At 52.3% G+C, this 19,904-nt stretch carries 14 protein-coding genes and 4 tRNA genes; 16 read left to right on the top strand and 2 right to left on the bottom strand.

Annotated elements, in window-relative coordinates:
* Window positions 1–310 precede the first annotated feature (310 nt).
* Together murB and birA are read left to right on the top strand one after the other, a co-directional pair.
* Window positions 311–1,366 (top strand): UDP-N-acetylmuramate dehydrogenase, encoded by a 1,056-nt coding sequence (gene murB / locus ABLV17_RS12725; protein WP_308959157.1) that lies wholly within the window; start codon window positions 311–313, stop codon window positions 1,364–1,366.
* On the top strand, window positions 1,363–2,325 hold the full coding sequence (gene birA, locus ABLV17_RS12720) for a bifunctional biotin--[acetyl-CoA-carboxylase] ligase/biotin operon repressor BirA (protein ID WP_087859665.1): 963 nt from the start codon (window positions 1,363–1,365) through the stop codon (window positions 2,323–2,325). Before murB ends, birA begins: the two co-directional genes overlap by 4 nt.
* Window positions 2,326–2,351: 26 nt before the next feature.
* On the opposite strand, the gene coaA is transcribed toward birA, so the two are convergent.
* The gene (gene coaA, locus ABLV17_RS12715) at window positions 2,352–3,302 is read right to left on the bottom strand and encodes a type I pantothenate kinase (protein WP_015368830.1); all 951 of its coding nucleotides are present in this window, start codon (window positions 3,300–3,302) and stop codon (window positions 2,352–2,354) included.
* A 430-nt stretch (window positions 3,303–3,732) separates the two neighbouring features.
* Between coaA and ABLV17_RS12710 the strand changes: the two genes are divergently transcribed.
* The 14 genes from ABLV17_RS12710 (at window position 3,733) to dcuB (ending at window position 19,541) form a co-directional block, all read left to right on the top strand.
* A tRNA-Thr gene (locus tag ABLV17_RS12710) sits at window positions 3,733–3,808 on the top strand.
* 10 nt (window positions 3,809–3,818) lie between these two features.
* Window positions 3,819–3,903 (top strand) — tRNA-Tyr (locus ABLV17_RS12705).
* 115 nt (window positions 3,904–4,018) lie between these two features.
* Window positions 4,019–4,093 (top strand) — tRNA-Gly (locus tag ABLV17_RS12700).
* A 5-nt stretch (window positions 4,094–4,098) separates the two neighbouring features.
* Window positions 4,099–4,174: transfer RNA gene (locus ABLV17_RS12695), tRNA-Thr, on the top strand.
* 115 nt (window positions 4,175–4,289) lie between these two features.
* Window positions 4,290–5,474: an elongation factor Tu gene (gene tuf, locus ABLV17_RS12690; protein WP_015368828.1), complete on the top strand. Its 1,185-nt coding sequence runs from the start codon at window positions 4,290–4,292 to the stop codon at window positions 5,472–5,474.
* Between the two features lie 232 nt (window positions 5,475–5,706).
* On the top strand, window positions 5,707–6,090 hold the full coding sequence (secE, locus tag ABLV17_RS12685) for a preprotein translocase subunit SecE (protein WP_015368827.1): 384 nt from the start codon (window positions 5,707–5,709) through the stop codon (window positions 6,088–6,090).
* A 1-nt stretch (window position 6,091) separates the two neighbouring features.
* Complete coding sequence (gene nusG / locus ABLV17_RS12680) at window positions 6,092–6,637, top strand: transcription termination/antitermination protein NusG (protein ID WP_007665882.1); 546 nt, start codon at window positions 6,092–6,094, stop codon at window positions 6,635–6,637.
* Between the two features lie 156 nt (window positions 6,638–6,793).
* Window positions 6,794–7,222 (top strand): 50S ribosomal protein L11, encoded by a 429-nt coding sequence (rplK, locus tag ABLV17_RS12675; protein WP_020079906.1) that lies wholly within the window; start codon window positions 6,794–6,796, stop codon window positions 7,220–7,222.
* Between the two features lie 3 nt (window positions 7,223–7,225).
* Window positions 7,226–7,930 carry a 50S ribosomal protein L1 gene (rplA, locus tag ABLV17_RS12670; RefSeq protein ID WP_015368826.1) on the top strand — a complete coding sequence of 235 codons (705 nt, stop codon included), beginning with the start codon at window positions 7,226–7,228 and terminating at the stop codon, window positions 7,928–7,930.
* Between the two features lie 291 nt (window positions 7,931–8,221).
* Window positions 8,222–8,719 (top strand): 50S ribosomal protein L10, encoded by a 498-nt coding sequence (gene rplJ, locus ABLV17_RS12665; protein WP_004097644.1) that lies wholly within the window; start codon window positions 8,222–8,224, stop codon window positions 8,717–8,719.
* A 66-nt stretch (window positions 8,720–8,785) separates the two neighbouring features.
* Entirely contained in the window at window positions 8,786–9,151 is a 366-nt protein-coding gene (gene rplL, locus ABLV17_RS12660) for a 50S ribosomal protein L7/L12 (RefSeq protein ID WP_087859253.1), read from the top strand.
* A 324-nt stretch (window positions 9,152–9,475) separates the two neighbouring features.
* The gene (rpoB, locus tag ABLV17_RS12655) at window positions 9,476–13,504 is read left to right on the top strand and encodes a DNA-directed RNA polymerase subunit beta (RefSeq protein ID WP_015704004.1); all 4,029 of its coding nucleotides are present in this window, start codon (window positions 9,476–9,478) and stop codon (window positions 13,502–13,504) included.
* 76 nt (window positions 13,505–13,580) lie between these two features.
* The gene (rpoC, locus tag ABLV17_RS12650; protein ID WP_045397360.1) at window positions 13,581–17,804 is read left to right on the top strand and encodes a DNA-directed RNA polymerase subunit beta'; all 4,224 of its coding nucleotides are present in this window, start codon (window positions 13,581–13,583) and stop codon (window positions 17,802–17,804) included.
* A 396-nt stretch (window positions 17,805–18,200) separates the two neighbouring features.
* Window positions 18,201–19,541 carry an anaerobic C4-dicarboxylate transporter DcuB gene (dcuB, locus tag ABLV17_RS12645; RefSeq protein WP_045397357.1) on the top strand — a complete coding sequence of 447 codons (1,341 nt, stop codon included), beginning with the start codon at window positions 18,201–18,203 and terminating at the stop codon, window positions 19,539–19,541.
* 42 nt (window positions 19,542–19,583) lie between these two features.
* On the opposite strand, the gene ABLV17_RS12640 is transcribed toward dcuB, so the two are convergent.
* On the bottom strand, window positions 19,584–19,901 hold the full coding sequence (locus ABLV17_RS12640; RefSeq protein WP_015704005.1) for a PTS lactose/cellobiose transporter subunit IIA: 318 nt from the start codon (window positions 19,899–19,901) through the stop codon (window positions 19,584–19,586).
* Window positions 19,902–19,904 lie beyond the last annotated feature (3 nt).

Below are 19,904 nucleotides of genomic sequence, written 5' to 3'. Positions count from 1 at the left end.
CCCGGTGGCGCTGCGCTTACCGGGGCTACAGACCGCGTAGCAACCCGTAGCCCGGGAAAGGCGCCTCGCGCCGCCCCCGGGGAAAGCGATCATATCAATATAAATGAAAGGCTCAGTCGGAAGACCGGGCCTTTTGTTTTTGTGTTTTGCGGCCAGGTACGCCGCCATCCCCCCGGTGGCGCTGCGCTTACCGGGGCCACCGATCCTTCCCCGGTCTGCGCCGCCATTCATTAACGCCCATGATGACTAGAATCCGGCCCTGAACCGATATTATTCAGGCAAGCCTTCCCTCGCTATATACGGTAAACTAATGCAGATTTTGCATCAGGAAGCCACTATGAACCTCTCCCTCAAACCCTGGAATACCTTTGGCATTAGCCATTCTGCCAAAGCAATTGTACTTGCTGAAAATGAACAACAGTTGCTGGCTGCCTGGCAAGCCGCCGCTACAGAACACCAACCTTGTCTGATCCTTGGAGAAGGAAGCAACGTTCTGTTCCTGAAAGACTATTCCGGCACGGTGATCATCAACCGCATCATGGGGATCGAGGTAAGCGAAACGTCTGAAGCCTGGCGTTTGCACGTTGGCGCCGGTGAAAACTGGCATCAACTGGTGCAATTTACGCTGGAAAATGGAATGCCTGGGCTGGAAAACCTGGCCTTAATTCCTGGCTGCGCAGGGTCGTCGCCAATTCAAAATATTGGTGCCTATGGCGTCGAGCTACAGCGAGTATGTGAATACGTAGACTGTATCGAACTTGAGACGGGTCGCAAGCAGCGCCTCTCTGCCGCAGAGTGTCGTTTTGGCTATCGCGACAGTATTTTCAAACATGAATATCAGGATCGTTACGCGATAGTGGCTGTTGGGCTATGGCTGAAAAAAGCGTGGCAGCCTGTCCTGACCTACGGTGATTTAACCCGTCTCGATCCGCAAACTGTTACCCCGCGCCAGGTATTCGATGCCGTTTGTCACATGCGTATGACCAAGTTACCGGATCCGAAAGTAAATGGTAATGCCGGAAGCTTCTTTAAAAACCCGGTCGTCAGTACTCAGGTCGCCCAGGCGTTGCTGGCAGCATTCCCTAATGCGCCACATTATCCACAGGCTGACGGCAGCATTAAGCTGGCGGCCGGTTGGCTTATCGACCAGTGTCAGCTAAAAGGTAAAACGATCGGTGGGGCTACCGTTCACCGCCAGCAGGCGCTGGTACTGATCAACGAAAACCAGGCGACCAGCGATGATGTCGTTGGGTTGGCACACTATGTCCGCCAGCAGGTGGGCGAGAAATTTAACGTTTGGCTCCAGCCTGAAGTGCGCTTCATCGGAGAGCAGGGTGAAGTGAATGCGGAAGAGGTGATTGCATGAAAGACAATACCGTACCCCTGACGCTTATCTCTATTCTGGCGGATGGCGAGTTTCACTCTGGTGAACAACTCGGCGAACGCCTGGGAATGAGCCGCGCGGCAATTAACAAACATATGCAGACGCTCCGCGACTGGGGTGTTGATGTATTTACCGTGCCAGGGAAGGGCTATAGCCTCCCTGAACCGATCGAATTACTGGATGAGCAAAAGATTGCCGGGCAGATTAAACAAGGTCGTATTACCGTGCTGCCGGTGATTGATTCCACCAACCAGTATTTGCTGGATCGTCTGGACGAACTGGAGTCAGGTGATGCCTGTGTCGCTGAATATCAGCAGGCTGGTCGTGGTCGCCGCGGGCGTAAGTGGTTCTCACCGTTTGGGGCCAATCTTTATCTCTCCATGTACTGGCGTCTGGAACAAGGCCCTGCCGCCGCTATCGGTCTGAGCCTGGTGATCGGTATTGTGATTGCGGAAGTATTGCAGAGCCTGGGAGCGGATAACGTTCGGGTCAAATGGCCGAATGATATTTATCTGCAGGACCGTAAGTTGTCCGGTATCCTGGTAGAACTGACAGGCAAAACCGGTGATGCCGCGCAGATCGTCAGCGGTGCTGGTATCAACCTCGTGATGCGCCGGGTTGAGTCTGATGTTGTCAATCAGGGGTGGATCAGCCTTCAGGAGGCGGGAGTCTTCATTGACCGTAACACCCTGACAGCGCGTCTGGTGAAAGCATTACGTACCGGTTTGCAGCTATTCGAACAGGAAGGTTTAACACCTTATCTGCCACGCTGGGAAAAACTGGACAACTTTATCAATCGGCCAGTGAAGCTAATTATTGGCGATAAGGAAATATTTGGTATTTCTCGCGGAATTGATGCGCAAGGAGCATTATTACTCGAGCAGGACGGGGTAATTAAACCTTGGGTCGGAGGCGAGATATCGCTGCGTAGCGCTGAATAAACAGAAGGGAGCTTGCGCTCCCTTTTTTATTTCCGTAGGCGAACTTGATCGACCGAATGATTTGCACTTTTGGTCATTATCAAGCTGGCCCGCTCTCTGGTTGGTAATATATTTTCTTTTAAGTTCAGTAGGTTGATCTCATTCCATAATGAAGTGGCAATATTGACCGCTTCGTCTTTTGAGAGTTTGGCGTAATTATGGAAATAAGAATCCGGATCGGTAAAAGCACCTTCACGGAATTTCAGGAAGCGATTGATATACCAGTTCTTTAATAAGTCTTCCGGCGCATCGACATAAATAGAGAAGTCGACAAAGTCAGAGACAAATACATGATGCGGATCGTGCGGATAATCCATCCCGCTTTGCAGAACGTTCAAACCTTCCAGAATAAGAATATCCGGTTGAGCAACGGTTTTATCGCCATCAGGAATAACATCATAAATCAGATGGGAATAGACAGGCGCGGTGGCATTTGGTACGCCAGATTTCAGGTCAGAAACAAACTTCACCAACCGATGCATATCATAGGACTGCGGGAAGCCCTTTTTCTTCATCAAGCCGCGTTCTTTTAACACCGAGTTAGGATGTAAGAAGCCATCGGTAGTTATCAGTTCAACATGACGATGTTCCGGCCAGCGGCTAAGCAGCGCCTGTAAAACACGCGCTGTTGTACTTTTACCCACCGCTACGCTACCTGCAATACTGATGATGTAAGGGATACGCTGGCCGTTGGTACCAAGGAATTGCTCAAGCACCGCCTGGCGACGGAGGTTGGAACTGATATAGAAATTGAGCAAACGTGACAGCGGCAAATAGATCTCGGCGACTTCTTCCAGCGAAAGATCTTCGTTGATGCCTTTTAACCGCGCGATTTCTTCCTCTGTCAGCGTCATCGGAACGGAATCACGAAGTGCAGCCCATTGGTTGCGGTTAAATTGTAGATAGGGTGTCATTAACGTCTGCTCTTTTTTGCTCATAAGCATGTTCTTACTATCACCGAAAAAGAGGTAGCGGTGATGCTTCACACTAGTTAATCAGGACAATGGGCAGGAGGGTAACACCAGAATGCCGGGAATAATAAGAAAAAAACTCATCGAAGGGCGCTTTCTCATAGCAGCATCACAAGTGATGAATAAGTAGAAAGAGGGGAGAAAGCGAGTCTGCTATCTTTGCAGGTTAGCGATCGCGCCTGCCACCAGGATTCCCAGGTGAAAAAACCGTCACTCTTGTATCTGACAGGCGCAGCGAAACAAATTCTGCATTAAGGAATGCGCTTTTTTTGCACTCCATTGTTTGAAATTACACCGTTTTTTCGCTTGAGAGCACAAAATGTGAGCAAGAGAACGTTTTATGCAAATTTTTAGTTGCATGAACTCGCAGGTCTCCCTAGAATGCGCGCTACTTGATGCCGACTTAGCTCAGTAGGTAGAGCAACTGACTTGTAATCAGTAGGTCACCAGTTCGATTCCGGTAGTCGGCACCATAACAATTTGGGTGGGGTTCCCGAGCGGCCAAAGGGAGCAGACTGTAAATCTGCCGTCATCGACTTCGAAGGTTCGAATCCTTCCCCCACCACCACTTTCGGGCGACGCTTTGCGTAGCCGGAGTTGGTTGGGTAAACTAATCAGCTCAACATTAAAGAGAGCAATCTCTTTTTTGTTACAGAAAGAACTGGGTAGCCGAGTTTCAGGATGCGGGCATCGTATAATGGCTATTACCTCAGCCTTCCAAGCTGATGATGCGGGTTCGATTCCCGCTGCCCGCTCCAGACGTGCTGATATGGCTCAGTTGGTAGAGCGCACCCTTGGTAAGGGTGAGGTCCCCAGTTCGACTCTGGGTATCAGCACCACTTCTTTATCTCTCCTTCCCTGTTTCTCTCTGTTTATTGCATTCAACAAGTCGGGCATGTTGCCTGGTTGATGTGGTGATATCACCGATTTATCCGTGTCTTAGAGGGACAATCGATGTCTAAAGAAAAGTTTGAACGTACAAAACCGCACGTTAACGTCGGTACTATCGGCCACGTTGACCATGGTAAAACAACGCTGACCGCTGCAATCACTACCGTACTGGCTAAAACCTACGGCGGTGCTGCTCGCGCATTCGACCAGATCGATAACGCGCCGGAAGAAAAAGCTCGTGGTATCACCATCAACACTTCCCACGTTGAATATGACACCCCGACTCGCCACTACGCGCACGTAGACTGCCCGGGCCACGCCGACTATGTTAAAAACATGATCACCGGTGCTGCTCAGATGGATGGCGCGATCCTGGTTGTTGCTGCGACTGACGGCCCGATGCCGCAGACTCGTGAGCACATCCTGCTGGGTCGTCAGGTAGGCGTTCCGTACATCATCGTGTTCCTGAACAAATGCGACATGGTTGATGACGAAGAGCTGCTGGAACTGGTTGAGATGGAAGTTCGTGAACTGCTGTCTCAGTACGATTTCCCGGGCGACGACACTCCGATCGTTCGTGGTTCTGCTCTGAAAGCGCTGGAAGGCGACGCAGAGTGGGAAGCGAAAATCATCGAACTGGCTGGCTTCCTGGATTCTTACATCCCAGAACCAGAGCGTGCGATTGATAAGCCGTTCCTGCTGCCGATCGAAGACGTATTCTCCATCTCCGGTCGTGGTACCGTTGTTACCGGTCGTGTAGAGCGCGGTATCATCAAAGTTGGTGAAGAAGTTGAAATCGTTGGTATCAAAGACACCGCGAAAACCACCTGTACTGGCGTTGAAATGTTCCGCAAACTGCTGGACGAAGGCCGTGCTGGTGAGAACGTAGGCGTTCTGCTGCGTGGTATCAAACGTGAAGAAATCGAACGTGGTCAGGTACTGGCTAAGCCGGGCAGCATCAAGCCGCACACCAAGTTCGAATCTGAAGTGTACATCCTGTCCAAAGACGAAGGCGGCCGTCATACTCCGTTCTTCAAAGGCTACCGTCCGCAGTTCTACTTCCGTACTACTGACGTGACTGGTACCATCGAACTGCCGGAAGGCGTAGAGATGGTAATGCCGGGCGACAACATCAAAATGGTTGTTACCCTGATCCACCCGATCGCGATGGATGACGGTCTGCGTTTCGCAATCCGTGAAGGCGGCCGTACCGTTGGCGCGGGCGTGGTTGCTAAAGTTCTCGGCTAATCGCTGATAACATTTGACGCAATGCGCAATAAAAGGGCATCATTTGATGCCCTTTTTGCACGCTTTCACACCAGAACCTGGCTCATCAGTGATTTTTTTTGTCATAATCATTGCTGAGACAGGCTCTGAAGAGGGCGTAAAGTCCGAAACGCAGCAGAGCATTTCGGTTTGGTCGCCTCGCATTTAACGCGGGGCGAAGATGTTTGTCTGAATTCTTGTGACAGGTTGGTTTATGAGTGCGAATACCGAAGCTCAAGGGAGCGGGCGCGGCCTGGAAGCGTTGAAGTGGGTTATCGTTGCCGTGCTGCTGATCGTAGCCATCGTAGGCAACTTCCTTTATCGCGACATTATGCTGGCGATCCGTGCGCTGGCTGTGGTGATTCTTATCGCTGCTGCCGGTGGCGTCGCTCTGTTAACGACAAAAGGTAAGGCGACTGTCGCCTTCGCCCGCGAAGCGAGAACCGAAGTCCGCAAAGTGATCTGGCCGACCCGCCAGGAAACGCTGCACACCACGCTGATTGTTGCTGCCGTAACTGCAGTAATGTCACTGATCCTGTGGGGACTGGATGGTATTCTGGTTCGCCTGGTATCCTTTATCACTGGCCTGAGGTTCTGAGATGTCTGAAGCTCCTAAAAAGCGCTGGTACGTCGTTCAGGCGTTTTCCGGTTTTGAAGGTCGCGTAGCTACGTCGCTGCGTGAACATATCAAATTACACAACATGGAAGAGTTGTTTGGCGAAGTCATGGTTCCGACCGAAGAAGTGGTTGAAATCCGTGGCGGCCAGCGTCGCAAAAGCGAACGCAAATTCTTCCCAGGCTACGTTCTGGTTCAGATGGTCATGAACGACGCGAGCTGGCACCTGGTGCGCAGCGTCCCGCGGGTGATGGGCTTCATCGGCGGTACTTCCGACCGTCCGGCGCCGATCAGCGACAAAGAAGTCGATGCCATCATGAACCGTCTGCAGCAGGTTGGCGATAAGCCGCGTCCGAAAACGCTGTTTGAGCCGGGCGAAATGGTTCGCGTCAACGATGGTCCATTTGCTGACTTTAACGGCGTTGTTGAAGAAGTGGACTACGAGAAGTCTCGCCTGAAAGTTTCCGTTTCTATCTTCGGTCGTGCGACTCCGGTAGAACTGGACTTCGGTCAGGTTGAGAAGGCGTAAGCCGGCGATCAAAAAAGCAGCGATTTAATCGTTGCATAGGGCGCGAAATTGGCATACAATTTCGCGCCTTTTGTTTTTATGGGCCTGGCCCGTAAAACGATGTTTAATCACGGGGAGCTTCTCTGAAGCGTTAATACCCAATTTGAGGATTTAAGAATGGCTAAGAAAGTACAAGCCTACGTCAAGCTGCAGGTTGCAGCTGGTATGGCAAACCCGAGTCCGCCGGTTGGTCCAGCACTGGGTCAGCAGGGCGTTAACATCATGGAATTCTGCAAAGCGTTCAACGCAAAAACTGAATCCATGGAAAAAGGTCTGCCAATCCCGGTTGTTATCACCGTTTACGCTGACCGTTCTTTCACTTTCGTTACCAAAACTCCGCCGGCAGCAGTTCTGCTGAAAAAAGCGGCTGGTATCAAGTCCGGCTCCGGTAAGCCGAACAAAGAGAAAGTTGGTAAAATTTCCCGCGCTCAGCTGCAGGAAATCGCGCAGACCAAAGCTGCCGACATGACTGGTGCCGACATTGAAGCGATGACTCGCTCCATCGAAGGTACTGCACGTTCCATGGGCCTGGTAGTGGAGGACTAAGAAATGGCTAAACTGACCAAGCGCATGTCCGTGATTCGTGAGAAAGTTGATGCAACTAAACAGTATGACATCAACGAAGCCATCTCTCTGCTGAAAGAACTGGCGACCGCTAAGTTCGTTGAAAGCGTTGACGTTGCTGTAAACCTGGGCATCGATGCTCGTAAATCTGACCAGAACGTACGTGGTGCAACTGTACTGCCGCACGGTACTGGCCGTTCTGTTCGCGTTGCCGTATTTGCACAGGGCCCGAACGCTGAAGCTGCTAAAGCTGCAGGCGCCGAGCTGGTAGGTATGGAAGATCTGGCTGACCAGATCAAGAAAGGCGAAATGAACTTTGACGTTGTTATTGCTTCCCCGGATGCAATGCGCGTTGTTGGCCAGCTGGGCCAGGTTCTGGGCCCGCGCGGCCTGATGCCAAACCCGAAAGTTGGTACCGTAACTCCTAACGTTGCTGAAGCGGTTAAGAACGCTAAAGCTGGTCAGGTTCGTTATCGTAACGACAAAAACGGCATCATCCACACCACCATCGGTAAAGTGGACTTTGACGCTGACAAACTGAAAGAAAACCTGGAAGCTCTGCTGGTTGCGCTGAAAAAAGCAAAACCGACTCAGGCTAAAGGCGTGTACATCAAGAAAGTTAGCATTTCCACCACCATGGGTGCAGGTGTTGCAGTAGATCAGGCTGGCCTGAACGCTTCTGCAAACTAATGCCTTTACGTGGGCGGTGATTTTGTCTACAATCTTACCCCCACGTTTGCTAACGAAAGTTAGCGGCTAACAGATTTGTTCGTTGGAGCCTGGCCTATCCAGGCCTCCGTCGAAGACCGCAGGTGTTTCGTAAGAAACTTAATCCCCTGCGTAGACGGTGACAGAACGCTAAGATTATTTTTTGGATACTCTGGCTTGTTTCTGCTCACCGTATTAAGACGCTCTATTCGTTGAATAGAGTGAAGTGAGTTCCAGAGCATAAGCTCTGGCAAACATCCAGGAGCAAAGCTAATGGCTTTAAATCTTCAAGACAAACAAGCGATTGTTGCTGAAGTCAGCGAAGTAGCCAAAGGCGCGCTGTCTGCAGTAGTTGCGGATTCCCGTGGCGTAACTGTAGATAAAATGACTGAACTGCGTAAAGCAGGTCGTGAAGCTGGCGTTTACATGCGTGTTGTTCGTAACACCCTGCTGCGCCGCGTCGTTGAAGGTACTCCGTTCGAGTGCCTGAAAGACACGTTTGTTGGTCCGACCCTGATTGCATACTCTATGGAACACCCGGGCGCTGCTGCTCGTCTGTTCAAAGAGTTCGCGAAAGCGAATGCAAAATTTGAGGTCAAAGCCGCTGCCTTTGAAGGTGAGCTGATCCCGGCGTCGCAAATCGACCGCCTGGCAACTCTGCCGACCTACGAAGAAGCAATTGCACGCCTGATGGCAACCATGAAAGAAGCTTCGGCTGGCAAACTGGTTCGTACTCTGGCTGCTGTACGCGATGCGAAAGAAGCTGCTTAATCGCAGTTATCTTTGTAAAGCACTCGCTTACGTATAAACTTATTCTGATATTCAGGAACAATTTAAATGTCTATCACTAAAGATCAAATCATTGAAGCAGTATCCGCTATGTCCGTAATGGACGTTGTTGAGCTGATCTCTGCAATGGAAGAAAAATTCGGTGTTTCCGCTGCTGCTGCTGTAGCTGTAGCTGCTGGCCCGGCTGAAGCTGCTGAAGAAAAAACTGAATTCGACGTAATTCTGAAAGCTGCTGGCGCTAACAAAGTTGCTGTTATCAAAGCAGTACGTGGCGCGACTGGCCTGGGTCTGAAAGAAGCTAAAGACCTGGTAGAAGCTGCACCGGCTGCACTGAAAGAAGGCATCAGCAAAGACGACGCTGAAGCTCTGAAAAAATCTCTGGAAGAAGCTGGCGCTGAAGTTGAAGTTAAATAAGCCAACCCTTCCGGTTGCAGCCTGAGAAATTAGGCTGAGGCTGGTGACTTTTTAGTCACCAGCCTTTTTGCGCTGTAAGGCGCCAGTAGCATTTCACACTGTTTGACTGCTGGTTTGCCTCACAATGCTTGTTTCTATCGACGACTTAATATACTGCGACAGGTTAGGGTTCCTGGGCTGTGTAAATCGCAATGAAATGGTTTAAGCGTGATAGCAACAGGCATTGCGGAAAGTGTTCCATTTTCCGGTCAACAAAATAGTGTTGCATAAAAAACTGCCCTTTCCGGGCAGATGGGTCGACTTGTCAGCGAGCTGAGGAACCCTATGGTTTACTCCTATACCGAGAAAAAACGTATTCGTAAGGATTTTGGTAAACGTCCACAAGTTCTGGATGTGCCTTATCTCCTTTCTATCCAGCTTGACTCGTTCCAGAAGTTTATCGAGCAAGATCCTGAAGGGCAGTATGGTCTGGAAGCAGCCTTCCGTTCCGTATTCCCGATTCAGAGCTACAGCGGTAATTCAGAGCTGCAATACGTCAGCTACCGTCTGGGCGAACCTGTTTTTGATGTTAAAGAATGTCAGATCCGTGGCGTGACGTATTCCGCACCGCTGCGCGTGAAACTGCGTCTGGTGATCTACGAGCGCGAAGCGCCGGAAGGCACCGTTAAAGACATTAAAGAACAAGAAGTCTACATGGGCGAAATCCCGCTCATGACCGACAATGGTACCTTCGTTATCAACGGTACCGAGCGTGTTATCGTTTCTCAGCTGCACCGTAGCCCGGGCGTCTTCTTTGACAGTGACAAAGGTAAGACTCACTCTTCCGGTAAGGTCCTGTATAACGCACGTATCATCCCTTACCGTGGTTCCTGGCTGGACTTCGAATTCGACCCGAAAGACAACCTGTTCGTTCGTATCGACCGTCGTCGTAAACTGCCTGCAACCATCATTCTGCGCGCGCTGAATTACACCACTGAGCAGATCCTTGACCTGTTCTTCGAGAAAGTGGTCTTTGAAATTCGCGACAACAAGCTGCAGATGGAGCTGGTACCGGAGCGTCTGCGCGGTGAAACCGCCTCCTTCGATATCGAAGCCAACGGTAAAGTGTACGTTGAGAAAGGCCGTCGTATTACCGCGCGCCATATTCGCCAACTGGAAAAAGACGATATCAAACATATCGAAGTTCCGGTTGAGTACATCGCGGGCAAAGTTGCTTCTAAAGACTACATCGACGAAGCGACTGGCGAACTGATCTGCCCGGCGAACATGGAGCTGAGCCTGGATCTGCTGGCTAAACTGAGCCAGTCCGGCCACAAGCGTATCGAAACGCTGTTCACCAACGATCTGGACCACGGTCCGTACATTTCTGAAACTGTACGCGTCGACCCAACCAACGATCGTCTGAGCGCGCTGGTAGAAATCTACCGCATGATGCGCCCGGGTGAGCCGCCGACTCGTGAAGCGGCTGAAAGCCTGTTTGAGAACCTGTTCTTCTCCGAAGACCGCTACGATCTGTCCGCGGTTGGTCGTATGAAGTTCAACCGTTCTCTGCTGCGCGACGAAATCGAAGGTTCCGGTATCCTGAGCAAAGACGACATCATCGAAGTGATGAAGAAGCTCATCGATATCCGTAACGGTAAAGGCGAAGTCGATGATATCGACCACCTCGGCAACCGTCGTATCCGTTCCGTTGGCGAAATGGCGGAAAACCAGTTCCGCGTTGGCCTGGTGCGTGTAGAGCGTGCGGTTAAAGAGCGTCTGTCTCTGGGCGATCTGGATACCCTGATGCCTCAGGATATGATCAACGCCAAGCCGATTTCCGCAGCAGTGAAAGAGTTCTTTGGTTCCAGCCAGCTGTCCCAGTTTATGGACCAGAACAACCCGCTGTCTGAGATTACGCACAAACGTCGTATCTCCGCACTCGGCCCAGGCGGTCTGACCCGTGAACGCGCAGGCTTCGAAGTTCGAGACGTACACCCGACTCACTACGGTCGCGTATGTCCAATCGAAACGCCTGAAGGTCCGAACATCGGTCTGATCAACTCCCTGTCCGTGTACGCACAGACTAACGAATACGGTTTCCTCGAGACCCCGTATCGTAAAGTGACCGACGGTGTTGTTACCGACGAAATTCATTACCTGTCTGCTATCGAAGAAGGTAACTACGTCATCGCTCAGGCGAACTCCAACCTGGATGACGAAGGCCACTTTGTTGAAGATCTGGTTACCTGCCGTAGTAAAGGCGAATCCAGCTTGTTCAGCCGCGACCAGGTTGACTACATGGACGTATCCACCCAGCAGGTGGTATCCGTCGGTGCGTCCCTGATCCCGTTCCTGGAACACGATGACGCCAACCGTGCATTGATGGGTGCGAACATGCAACGTCAGGCGGTTCCGACTCTGCGCGCTGATAAGCCGCTGGTTGGTACCGGTATGGAACGTGCTGTTGCCGTTGACTCCGGTGTTACTGCGGTGGCTAAACGTGGCGGTACCGTTCAGTACGTGGATGCTTCCCGTATCGTTATCAAAGTTAACGAAGACGAGATGTACCCGGGCGAAGCAGGTATCGACATCTATAACCTGACCAAGTACACCCGTTCTAACCAGAACACCTGCATCAACCAGATGCCTTGCGTGTCCCTGGGCGAACCAATTGAACGCGGCGACGTCCTGGCCGACGGCCCGTCCACCGACCTCGGTGAACTGGCGCTGGGTCAGAACATGCGCGTAGCGTTCATGCCGTGGAACGGCTACAACTTCGAAGACTCCATCCTCGTATCCGAGCGTGTTGTCCAGGAAGACCGTTTCACCACCATCCACATTCAGGAACTGGCATGCGTGTCCCGTGACACCAAGCTGGGGCCGGAAGAGATCACCGCTGACATCCCGAACGTGGGTGAAGCTGCGCTCTCTAAACTGGATGAATCCGGTATCGTTTATATCGGTGCGGAAGTGACCGGCGGCGACATTCTGGTTGGTAAGGTAACCCCGAAAGGTGAAACCCAGCTGACTCCGGAAGAGAAACTGCTGCGCGCGATCTTCGGTGAGAAAGCGTCTGACGTTAAAGACTCTTCTCTGCGCGTACCGAACGGTGTCTCTGGTACCGTTATCGACGTTCAGGTGTTTACCCGTGACGGCGTAGAAAAAGACAAGCGTGCTCTTGAGATCGAAGAGATGCAGCTGAAACAGGCTAAAAAAGACCTGTCTGAAGAACTGCAGATCCTCGAAGCTGGTCTGTTCAGCCGTATCTACGCTGTGCTGGTTGCCGGTGGCGTTGAAGCTGACAAGCTCGACAAACTGCCGCGCGATCGCTGGCTGGAACTGGGCCTGACCGACGAAGAGAAACAAAATCAGCTGGAGCAACTGGCTGAGCAGTATGACGAACTGAAACACGAGTTCGAGAAAAAACTCGAAGCGAAACGCCGTAAAATCACCCAAGGCGACGATCTGGCACCGGGCGTGCTGAAGATTGTTAAGGTATACCTAGCCGTCAAACGCCGTATCCAGCCTGGTGATAAGATGGCAGGTCGTCACGGTAACAAGGGTGTTATCTCTAAGATCAACCCGATCGAAGATATGCCGCACGATGCTAACGGTACGCCGGTAGATATCGTACTGAACCCGCTGGGCGTACCGTCTCGTATGAACATCGGTCAGATCCTGGAAACTCACCTGGGTATGGCTGCCAAAGGTATCGGCGATAAGATCAACGCCATGCTGAAACAGCAGCAAGAAGTCGCGAAACTGCGCGAATTCATCCAGCGTGCTTACGATCTGGGCGCTGACGTTCGCCAGAAAGTTGACCTGAATACCTTCAGCGATGAAGAAGTTCTGCGTCTGGCTGAAAACCTGCGTAAAGGCATGCCGATCGCAACGCCGGTATTCGACGGTGCGAAAGAAGCTGAAATCAAAGAGCTGCTGCAGCTGGGCGACCTGCCGACTTCCGGTCAGATCACTCTGTTTGACGGCCGTACCGGTGAACAGTTCGAACGTCCGGTAACCGTGGGTTACATGTACATGCTGAAACTGAACCACCTGGTCGACGACAAAATGCACGCTCGTTCCACCGGTTCTTATAGCCTGGTTACTCAGCAGCCGCTGGGTGGTAAGGCGCAGTTCGGTGGTCAGCGCTTCGGTGAGATGGAAGTGTGGGCGCTGGAAGCATACGGCGCGGCCTACACCCTGCAGGAAATGCTCACCGTTAAGTCTGATGACGTGAACGGTCGTACCAAGATGTATAAAAACATCGTGGACGGCAACCACCAGATGGAACCGGGCATGCCGGAATCCTTCAACGTACTGTTGAAAGAAATCCGCTCGCTGGGCATCAACATCGAACTGGAAGACGAGTAACTCTCGCTCAAACAGGTCACTGGTGCCGGGGTAAAACCCGGCGCCAGATTGTGCTAACTCCGACGGGAGCAAATCCGTGAAAGACTTATTAAAGTTTCTGAAAGCGCAAACTAAAACCGAAGAGTTTGATGCGATCAAAATTGCTCTGGCATCGCCAGACATGATCCGTTCATGGTCTTTCGGTGAAGTTAAAAAGCCGGAAACCATTAACTACCGTACGTTCAAGCCAGAACGTGACGGTCTGTTCTGCGCTCGTATTTTCGGGCCAGTAAAAGACTATGAGTGCCTGTGCGGTAAGTACAAGCGCCTGAAACACCGTGGTGTTATCTGTGAGAAGTGCGGCGTTGAAGTGACCCAGACCAAAGTGCGTCGTGAGCGCATGGGCCACATCGAGCTGGCGTCTCCGACTGCCCACATCTGGTTCCTGAAGTCTCTGCCGTCCCGTATCGGTCTGCTGCTGGATATGCCGCTGCGTGATATCGAACGCGTACTGTACTTTGAATCTTATGTTGTTATCGAAGGTGGCATGACCAACCTCGAACGCAACCAGATTCTGACTGAAGAGCAGTACCTGGACGCGCTGGAAGAGTTCGGTGACGAATTCGACGCGAAGATGGGCGCCGAAGCTATTCAGGCCCTGCTGAAAAGCATGGACCTGGAGCAAGAGTGCGAGCAGCTGCGTGAAGAGCTGAACGAAACCAACTCCGAAACCAAGCGTAAAAAGCTGACCAAGCGCATTAAGCTGCTGGAAGCGTTCGTTCAATCTGGCAACAAGCCGGAGTGGATGATCCTGACCGTTCTGCCGGTCCTGCCGCCAGATCTGCGTCCGCTGGTTCCGCTGGATGGCGGTCGTTTTGCGACTTCTGACCTGAACGATCTGTATCGTCGCGTCATTAACCGTAACAACCGTCTGAAACGTCTGCTGGATCTGGCTGCGCCGGACATCATCGTACGCAACGAAAAACGTATGCTGCAGGAAGCGGTCGACGCCCTGCTGGATAACGGTCGTCGCGGTCGTGCGATCACCGGTTCCAACAAACGTCCTCTGAAATCTTTGGCCGATATGATCAAAGGTAAACAGGGTCGTTTCCGTCAGAACCTGCTCGGTAAGCGTGTTGACTACTCCGGTCGTTCTGTAATCACCGTAGGTCCATACCTGCGTCTGCATCAGTGCGGTCTGCCGAAGAAAATGGCGCTGGAGCTGTTCAAACCGTTCATCTACGGCAAGCTGGAACTGCGTGGCCTGGCCACCACCATCAAAGCCGCTAAGAAAATGGTTGAGCGCGAAGAAGCTGTCGTTTGGGATATCCTGGACGAAGTTATCCGCGAACACCCGGTACTGCTGAACCGTGCGCCAACACTGCACCGTTTGGGTATCCAGGCATTCGAACCGGTTCTGATCGAAGGTAAAGCTATTCAGCTGCACCCGCTGGTTTGTGCGGCATATAACGCCGACTTCGATGGTGACCAGATGGCTGTTCACGTACCGCTGACGCTGGAAGCCCAGCTGGAAGCGCGTGCGCTGATGATGTCTACCAACAACATCCTGTCCCCGGCGAACGGCGAACCAATCATCGTTCCGTCTCAGGACGTTGTACTGGGTCTGTACTACATGACCCGCGACTGTGTTAACGCCAAAGGCGAAGGCATGGTGCTGACTGGCCCGAAAGAAGCGGAGCGTATTTATCGCGCCGGTCTGGCCTCTCTGCATGCGCGCGTTAAAGTGCGTATCACCGAATACGAAAAAGACGACAATGGTGAGTTCGTCGCGAAGACCAGCCTGAAAGACACGACCATTGGCCGTGCCATTCTGTGGATGATCGTACCGAAAGGTCTGCCGTTCTCTATCGTGAACCAGGCGCTCGGTAAGAAAGCGATCTCCAAGATGCTGAACACCTGTTACCGTATTCTGGGTCTGAAACCGACCGTTATTTTTGCGGACCAGACGATGTACACCGGCTTTGCTTATGCAGCGCGTTCAGGTGCATCCGTTGGTATCGATGACATGGTCATCCCGGAGAAAAAATACGAAATCATCAGCGAAGCGGAAGCTGAAGTTGCTGAGATTCAGGAACAGTTCCAGTCTGGTCTGGTCACCGCGGGCGAACGCTACAACAAAGTTATCGATATCTGGGCTGCGGCGAACGATCGTGTATCCAAAGCGATGATGGATAACCTGCAAACCGAAACCGTTATTAACCGTGACGGTCAGGAAGAGCAGCAGGTTTCCTTCAACAGCATCTACATGATGGCCGACTCCGGTGCGCGTGGTTCTGCTGCACAGATTCGTCAGCTGGCTGGTATGCGTGGTCTGATGGCGAAGCCGGATGGCTCCATCATCGAAACGCCGATCACCGCGAACTTCCGTGAAGGTCTGAACGTACTCCAGTACTTCATCTCCACCCACGGTGCTCGTAAAGGTCTGGCGGATACCGCACTGAAGACAGCGAACTCCGGTTACCTGACTCGTCGTCTGGTTGACGTTGCGCAGGACCTGGTTGTCACTGAAGACGACTGCGGCACCCTGGAAGGCATCACCATGACGCCGGTTATCGAAGGTGGCGATGTTAAAGAGCCGCTGCGCGATCGCGTACTGGGTCGTGTGACTGCTGAAGACGTTCTGAAGCCGGGTACCGCGGACATTCTGGTTCCACGCAACACGCTGCTGCACGAGCACTGGTGTGATCTGCTGGAAGAGAACTCCGTTGACTCCGTCAAAGTTCGTTCCGTTGTATCCTGTGACACCGACTTTGGTGTATGTGCGCACTGCTACGGTCGTGACCTGGCGCGTGGCCACATCATCAACAAAGGTGAGGCTATCGGCGTTATCGCGGCACAGTCCATCGGTGAGCCGGGTACACAGCTGACGATGCGTACGTTCCACATCGGTGGTGCGGCATCTCGTGCGGCTGCTGAATCCAGCATCCAGGTGAAAAACAAAGGTAGCATCCGTCTGAGCAACGCGAAGTCGGTTGTGAACTCCAGCGGTAAACTGGTTATCACCTCTCGTAACACCGAACTGAAGCTGATCGACGAATTCGGTCGTACGAAAGAAAGCTATAAAGTGCCTTACGGCTCCGTTATGGCTAAAGGCGACGGCGAACAGGTTGCTGGCGGTGAAACCGTTGCAAACTGGGATCCGCATACCATGCCGGTTATCACCGAAGTGAGTGGTTTTGTCCGCTTCACTGACATGATCGACGGCCAGACCATTACTCGTCAGACCGACGAGCTGACCGGTCTGTCTTCGCTGGTGGTTCTGGATTCCGCAGAACGTACCTCCGGTGGTAAAGATCTGCGTCCGGCGCTGAAAATTGTTGATGCTCAGGGTAACGACGTTCTGATCCCAGGCACCGATATGCCTGCTCAGTACTTCCTGCCGGGTAAAGCGATTGTTCAGCTGGAAGATGGCGTACAGATCAGCTCTGGTGACACCCTGGCGCGTGTACCGCAGGAATCTGGCGGTACCAAGGACATCACCGGTGGTCTGCCGCGCGTTGCGGATCTGTTCGAAGCACGTCGTCCGAAAGAGCCGGCAATCCTGGCTGAAATCAGCGGCATCATTTCCTTCGGTAAAGAAACCAAAGGGAAACGTCGTCTGGTTATCACCCCGGTAGACGGTAGCGAACCGTACGAAGAGATGATCCCGAAATGGCGTCAGCTGAACGTGTTCGAAGGTGAACGTGTAGAACGTGGTGATGTGGTTTCCGACGGTCCGGAAGCGCCGCACGACATTCTGCGTCTTCGTGGCGTACACGCGGTAACGCGTTACATCACCAACGAAGTGCAGGACGTTTATCGTCTGCAAGGCGTTAAGATTAACGATAAGCACATTGAAGTTATCGTTCGTCAGATGCTGCGTAAAGCGACCATCGAAAGTGCTGGTAGCTCTGACTTCCTCGAAGGCGAGCAGGTTGAATACTCCCGCGTTAAGATCGCTAACCGCGAGCTTGAAGCGAATGGCAAAGTTGCGGCAACCTATTCCCGCGACCTGCTGGGTATCACCAAAGCGTCTCTGGCAACCGAGTCCTTCATCTCCGCGGCATCGTTCCAGGAGACCACTCGCGTGCTGACCGAAGCAGCCGTTGCGGGCAAACGCGACGAACTGCGCGGTCTGAAAGAGAACGTCATCGTGGGTCGTCTGATCCCGGCGGGTACCGGTTATGCGTACCACCAGGATCGTATGCGCCGTCGCGCAGCAGGCGAGCAGCCGGCTGCACCGCAGGTGAGCGTAGAAGAAGCGTCTGCCAACCTGGCAGAACTGCTGAACGCAGGCCTGGGCGGTTCTGACAACGATTAATCGTTGATTCGCTAAGCGCTTAAAAGCCAGTCAGGTTTCCTGACTGGCTTTTTTATTATCTGTCGATTTATTTCACCTAAACTGAATTACATTTATTTAATGTAATTGCCGCAATTAATTAGCAAATTAAACATTCTTGATAATTATCTATTTGCTATTTCTTTATGCCATCACTAATCGATGGATAAAAATTCTACATGTATCAAAAAATAAGCGCCGCAAACGCTATATAGTCAAAACACTCAAAGAATCATGTGATTACTTTCCCAGTCCTTTTCGGTTTACCGCAACTGAGGGGTTCGCTGCGCCTGTTAAAAGGCAATGGAGGAGGTGAGCAAAAATAAAAATAAAACGGAGAGTATTGTCGTTATTTAATGGATAGCTTCTGGGGGATGCATGGAATTTGCTATACAGCTCATCATTATCTTAATTTGTCTGTTCTACGGCGCGAAAAAGGGTGGTATTGCGCTCGGTCTTTTAGGCGGCATTGGCTTAGTTATCTTAGTTTTTGTCTTTCATCTTAAACCAGGAAAGCCACCGGTTGATGTCATGCTGGTCATTATCGCGGTGGTGGCCGCCTCGGCGACGCTACAGGCATCCGGCGGTTTAGACGTGATGCTGCAGATTGCCGAGAAGCTCCTGCGGCGCAATCCCAAATATGTTTCTATCGTCGCGCCATTCGTCACCTGTACGTTGACTATCCTGTGTGGTACCGGGCACGTGGTGTATACGATCCTGCCAATTATTTACGACGTGGCGATTAAAAATAATATTCGCCCGGAACGGCCGATGGCGGCGAGCTCGATTGGCGCCCAGATGGGGATCATTGCCAGCCCGGTTTCGGTGGCGGTGGTCTCGCTGGTGGCGATGCTCGGAAACTTTACCTTTAACGGTAAGCATCTTGAGTTTCTCGATCTACTGGCGATAACCATTCCGTCAACGCTGCTGGGGATCCTGGCGATTGGCATCTTCAGCTGGTTCCGCGGTAAGGACCTTGATAAAGACGAGACCTTCCAGGCGTTTATTGCGATACCGGAAAACCGTCATTATGTTTATGGCGATACGGCTACGCTATTGGATAAAAAGCTGCCGACCAGCAACTGGATTGCGATGTGGATCTTCCTTGCCTCAATTGCCGTGGTGGCGCTGTTGGGCGCGTTTTCCGAACTGCGTCCGGCGTTCGATGGTAAGCCTCTCTCAATGGTACTGGTAATCCAGATGTTTATGCTGCTCTCCGGGGCGCTTATCATCATCATTACCAAAACTAACCCGGCATCGATTTCTAAAAATGAGGTTTTCCGCTCGGGGATGATCGCTATCGTCGCGGTATATGGTATCGCATGGATGGCGGAAACCATGTTCGGCGCTCACATGACCGAGATTAAAGGCGTGCTCGGAGAGATGGTGAAGGAGTACCCGTGGGCCTACGCTATCGTGCTGTTATTGGTATCGAAGTTCGTCAACTCCCAGGCGGCGGCGCTGGCGGCGATTGTTCCGGTAGCGCTGGCGATCGGCGTTGACCCGGCCTATATTGTCGCTTCCGCGCCCGCCTGCTACGGCTATTACATCCTGCCGACCTACCCAAGCGATCTGGCGGCGATTCAGTTTGACCGTTCAGGCACGACCCATATTGGCCGCTTCGTCATAAACCATAGCTTTATCCTGCCGGGATTAATTGGCGTGAGCGTTTCTTGCGTCTTTGGCTGGGTGTTCGCGGCGATGTACGGTTTTCTGTAAGTGAGACAGGCGCCGCTGGCGGCGCCTGATGATTCATCGGGATTATTGTGCGGGCGGCAGGCGGCGATACAGTTCGATCATATCGGTCGCTAAATCCTGAATCACCATCGCGTTCATCAGATGGTCCTGCGAGTGCACGGTAATCAGGTTCACCGGCAGCTTGCCGCTGCCTTCATCCAGGCCGATAAGCTGGGTCTGGATTTTATGCGCATGCTTCACAAACTCGTGTGAGTCTGCCATAGCCTGTTCGGCGGCGGCGAAATCGCCTTTACGCGCCTGCTGTAGGGCGGTGAGGGCAGAACTGCGCGCGGAGCCGGCATTGACCAGCAGCTCCATGATAATCGTCTCTAAATCTTCCATGCC

Origin of the sequence: Klebsiella sp. CN_Kp091 (assembly GCF_040065095.1) — a bacterium.
Classification (GTDB): Bacteria; Pseudomonadota; Gammaproteobacteria; order Enterobacterales; family Enterobacteriaceae; genus Klebsiella; species Klebsiella aerogenes.
Note: the sequence above shows the minus strand (reverse complement) of the source record. Positions and strands in the feature narration are given on the sequence as shown.

What these genes read in the sequence shown, in the direction of transcription:
- murB (WP_308959157.1), top strand. Translation starts at nt 311, where the DNA reads ATGCAGATTTTGCATCAGGAAGCCACTATGAACCTCTCCCTCAAACCC.
- birA (WP_087859665.1), top strand. Translation starts at nt 1,363, where the DNA reads ATGAAAGACAATACCGTACCCCTGACGCTTATCTCTATTCTGGCGGAT.
- coaA (WP_015368830.1), bottom strand. Translation starts at nt 3,302, where the DNA reads ATGAGCAAAAAAGAGCAGACGTTAATGACACCCTATCTACAATTTAAC.
- tuf (WP_015368828.1), top strand. Translation starts at nt 4,290, where the DNA reads ATGTCTAAAGAAAAGTTTGAACGTACAAAACCGCACGTTAACGTCGGT.
- secE (WP_015368827.1), top strand. Translation starts at nt 5,707, where the DNA reads ATGAGTGCGAATACCGAAGCTCAAGGGAGCGGGCGCGGCCTGGAAGCG.
- nusG (WP_007665882.1), top strand. Translation starts at nt 6,092, where the DNA reads ATGTCTGAAGCTCCTAAAAAGCGCTGGTACGTCGTTCAGGCGTTTTCC.
- rplK (WP_020079906.1), top strand. Translation starts at nt 6,794, where the DNA reads ATGGCTAAGAAAGTACAAGCCTACGTCAAGCTGCAGGTTGCAGCTGGT.
- rplA (WP_015368826.1), top strand. Translation starts at nt 7,226, where the DNA reads ATGGCTAAACTGACCAAGCGCATGTCCGTGATTCGTGAGAAAGTTGAT.
- rplJ (WP_004097644.1), top strand. Translation starts at nt 8,222, where the DNA reads ATGGCTTTAAATCTTCAAGACAAACAAGCGATTGTTGCTGAAGTCAGC.
- rplL (WP_087859253.1), top strand. Translation starts at nt 8,786, where the DNA reads ATGTCTATCACTAAAGATCAAATCATTGAAGCAGTATCCGCTATGTCC.
- rpoB (WP_015704004.1), top strand. Translation starts at nt 9,476, where the DNA reads ATGGTTTACTCCTATACCGAGAAAAAACGTATTCGTAAGGATTTTGGT.
- dcuB (WP_045397357.1), top strand. Translation starts at nt 18,201, where the DNA reads ATGGAATTTGCTATACAGCTCATCATTATCTTAATTTGTCTGTTCTAC.
- ABLV17_RS12640 (WP_015704005.1), bottom strand. Translation starts at nt 19,901, where the DNA reads ATGGAAGATTTAGAGACGATTATCATGGAGCTGCTGGTCAATGCCGGC.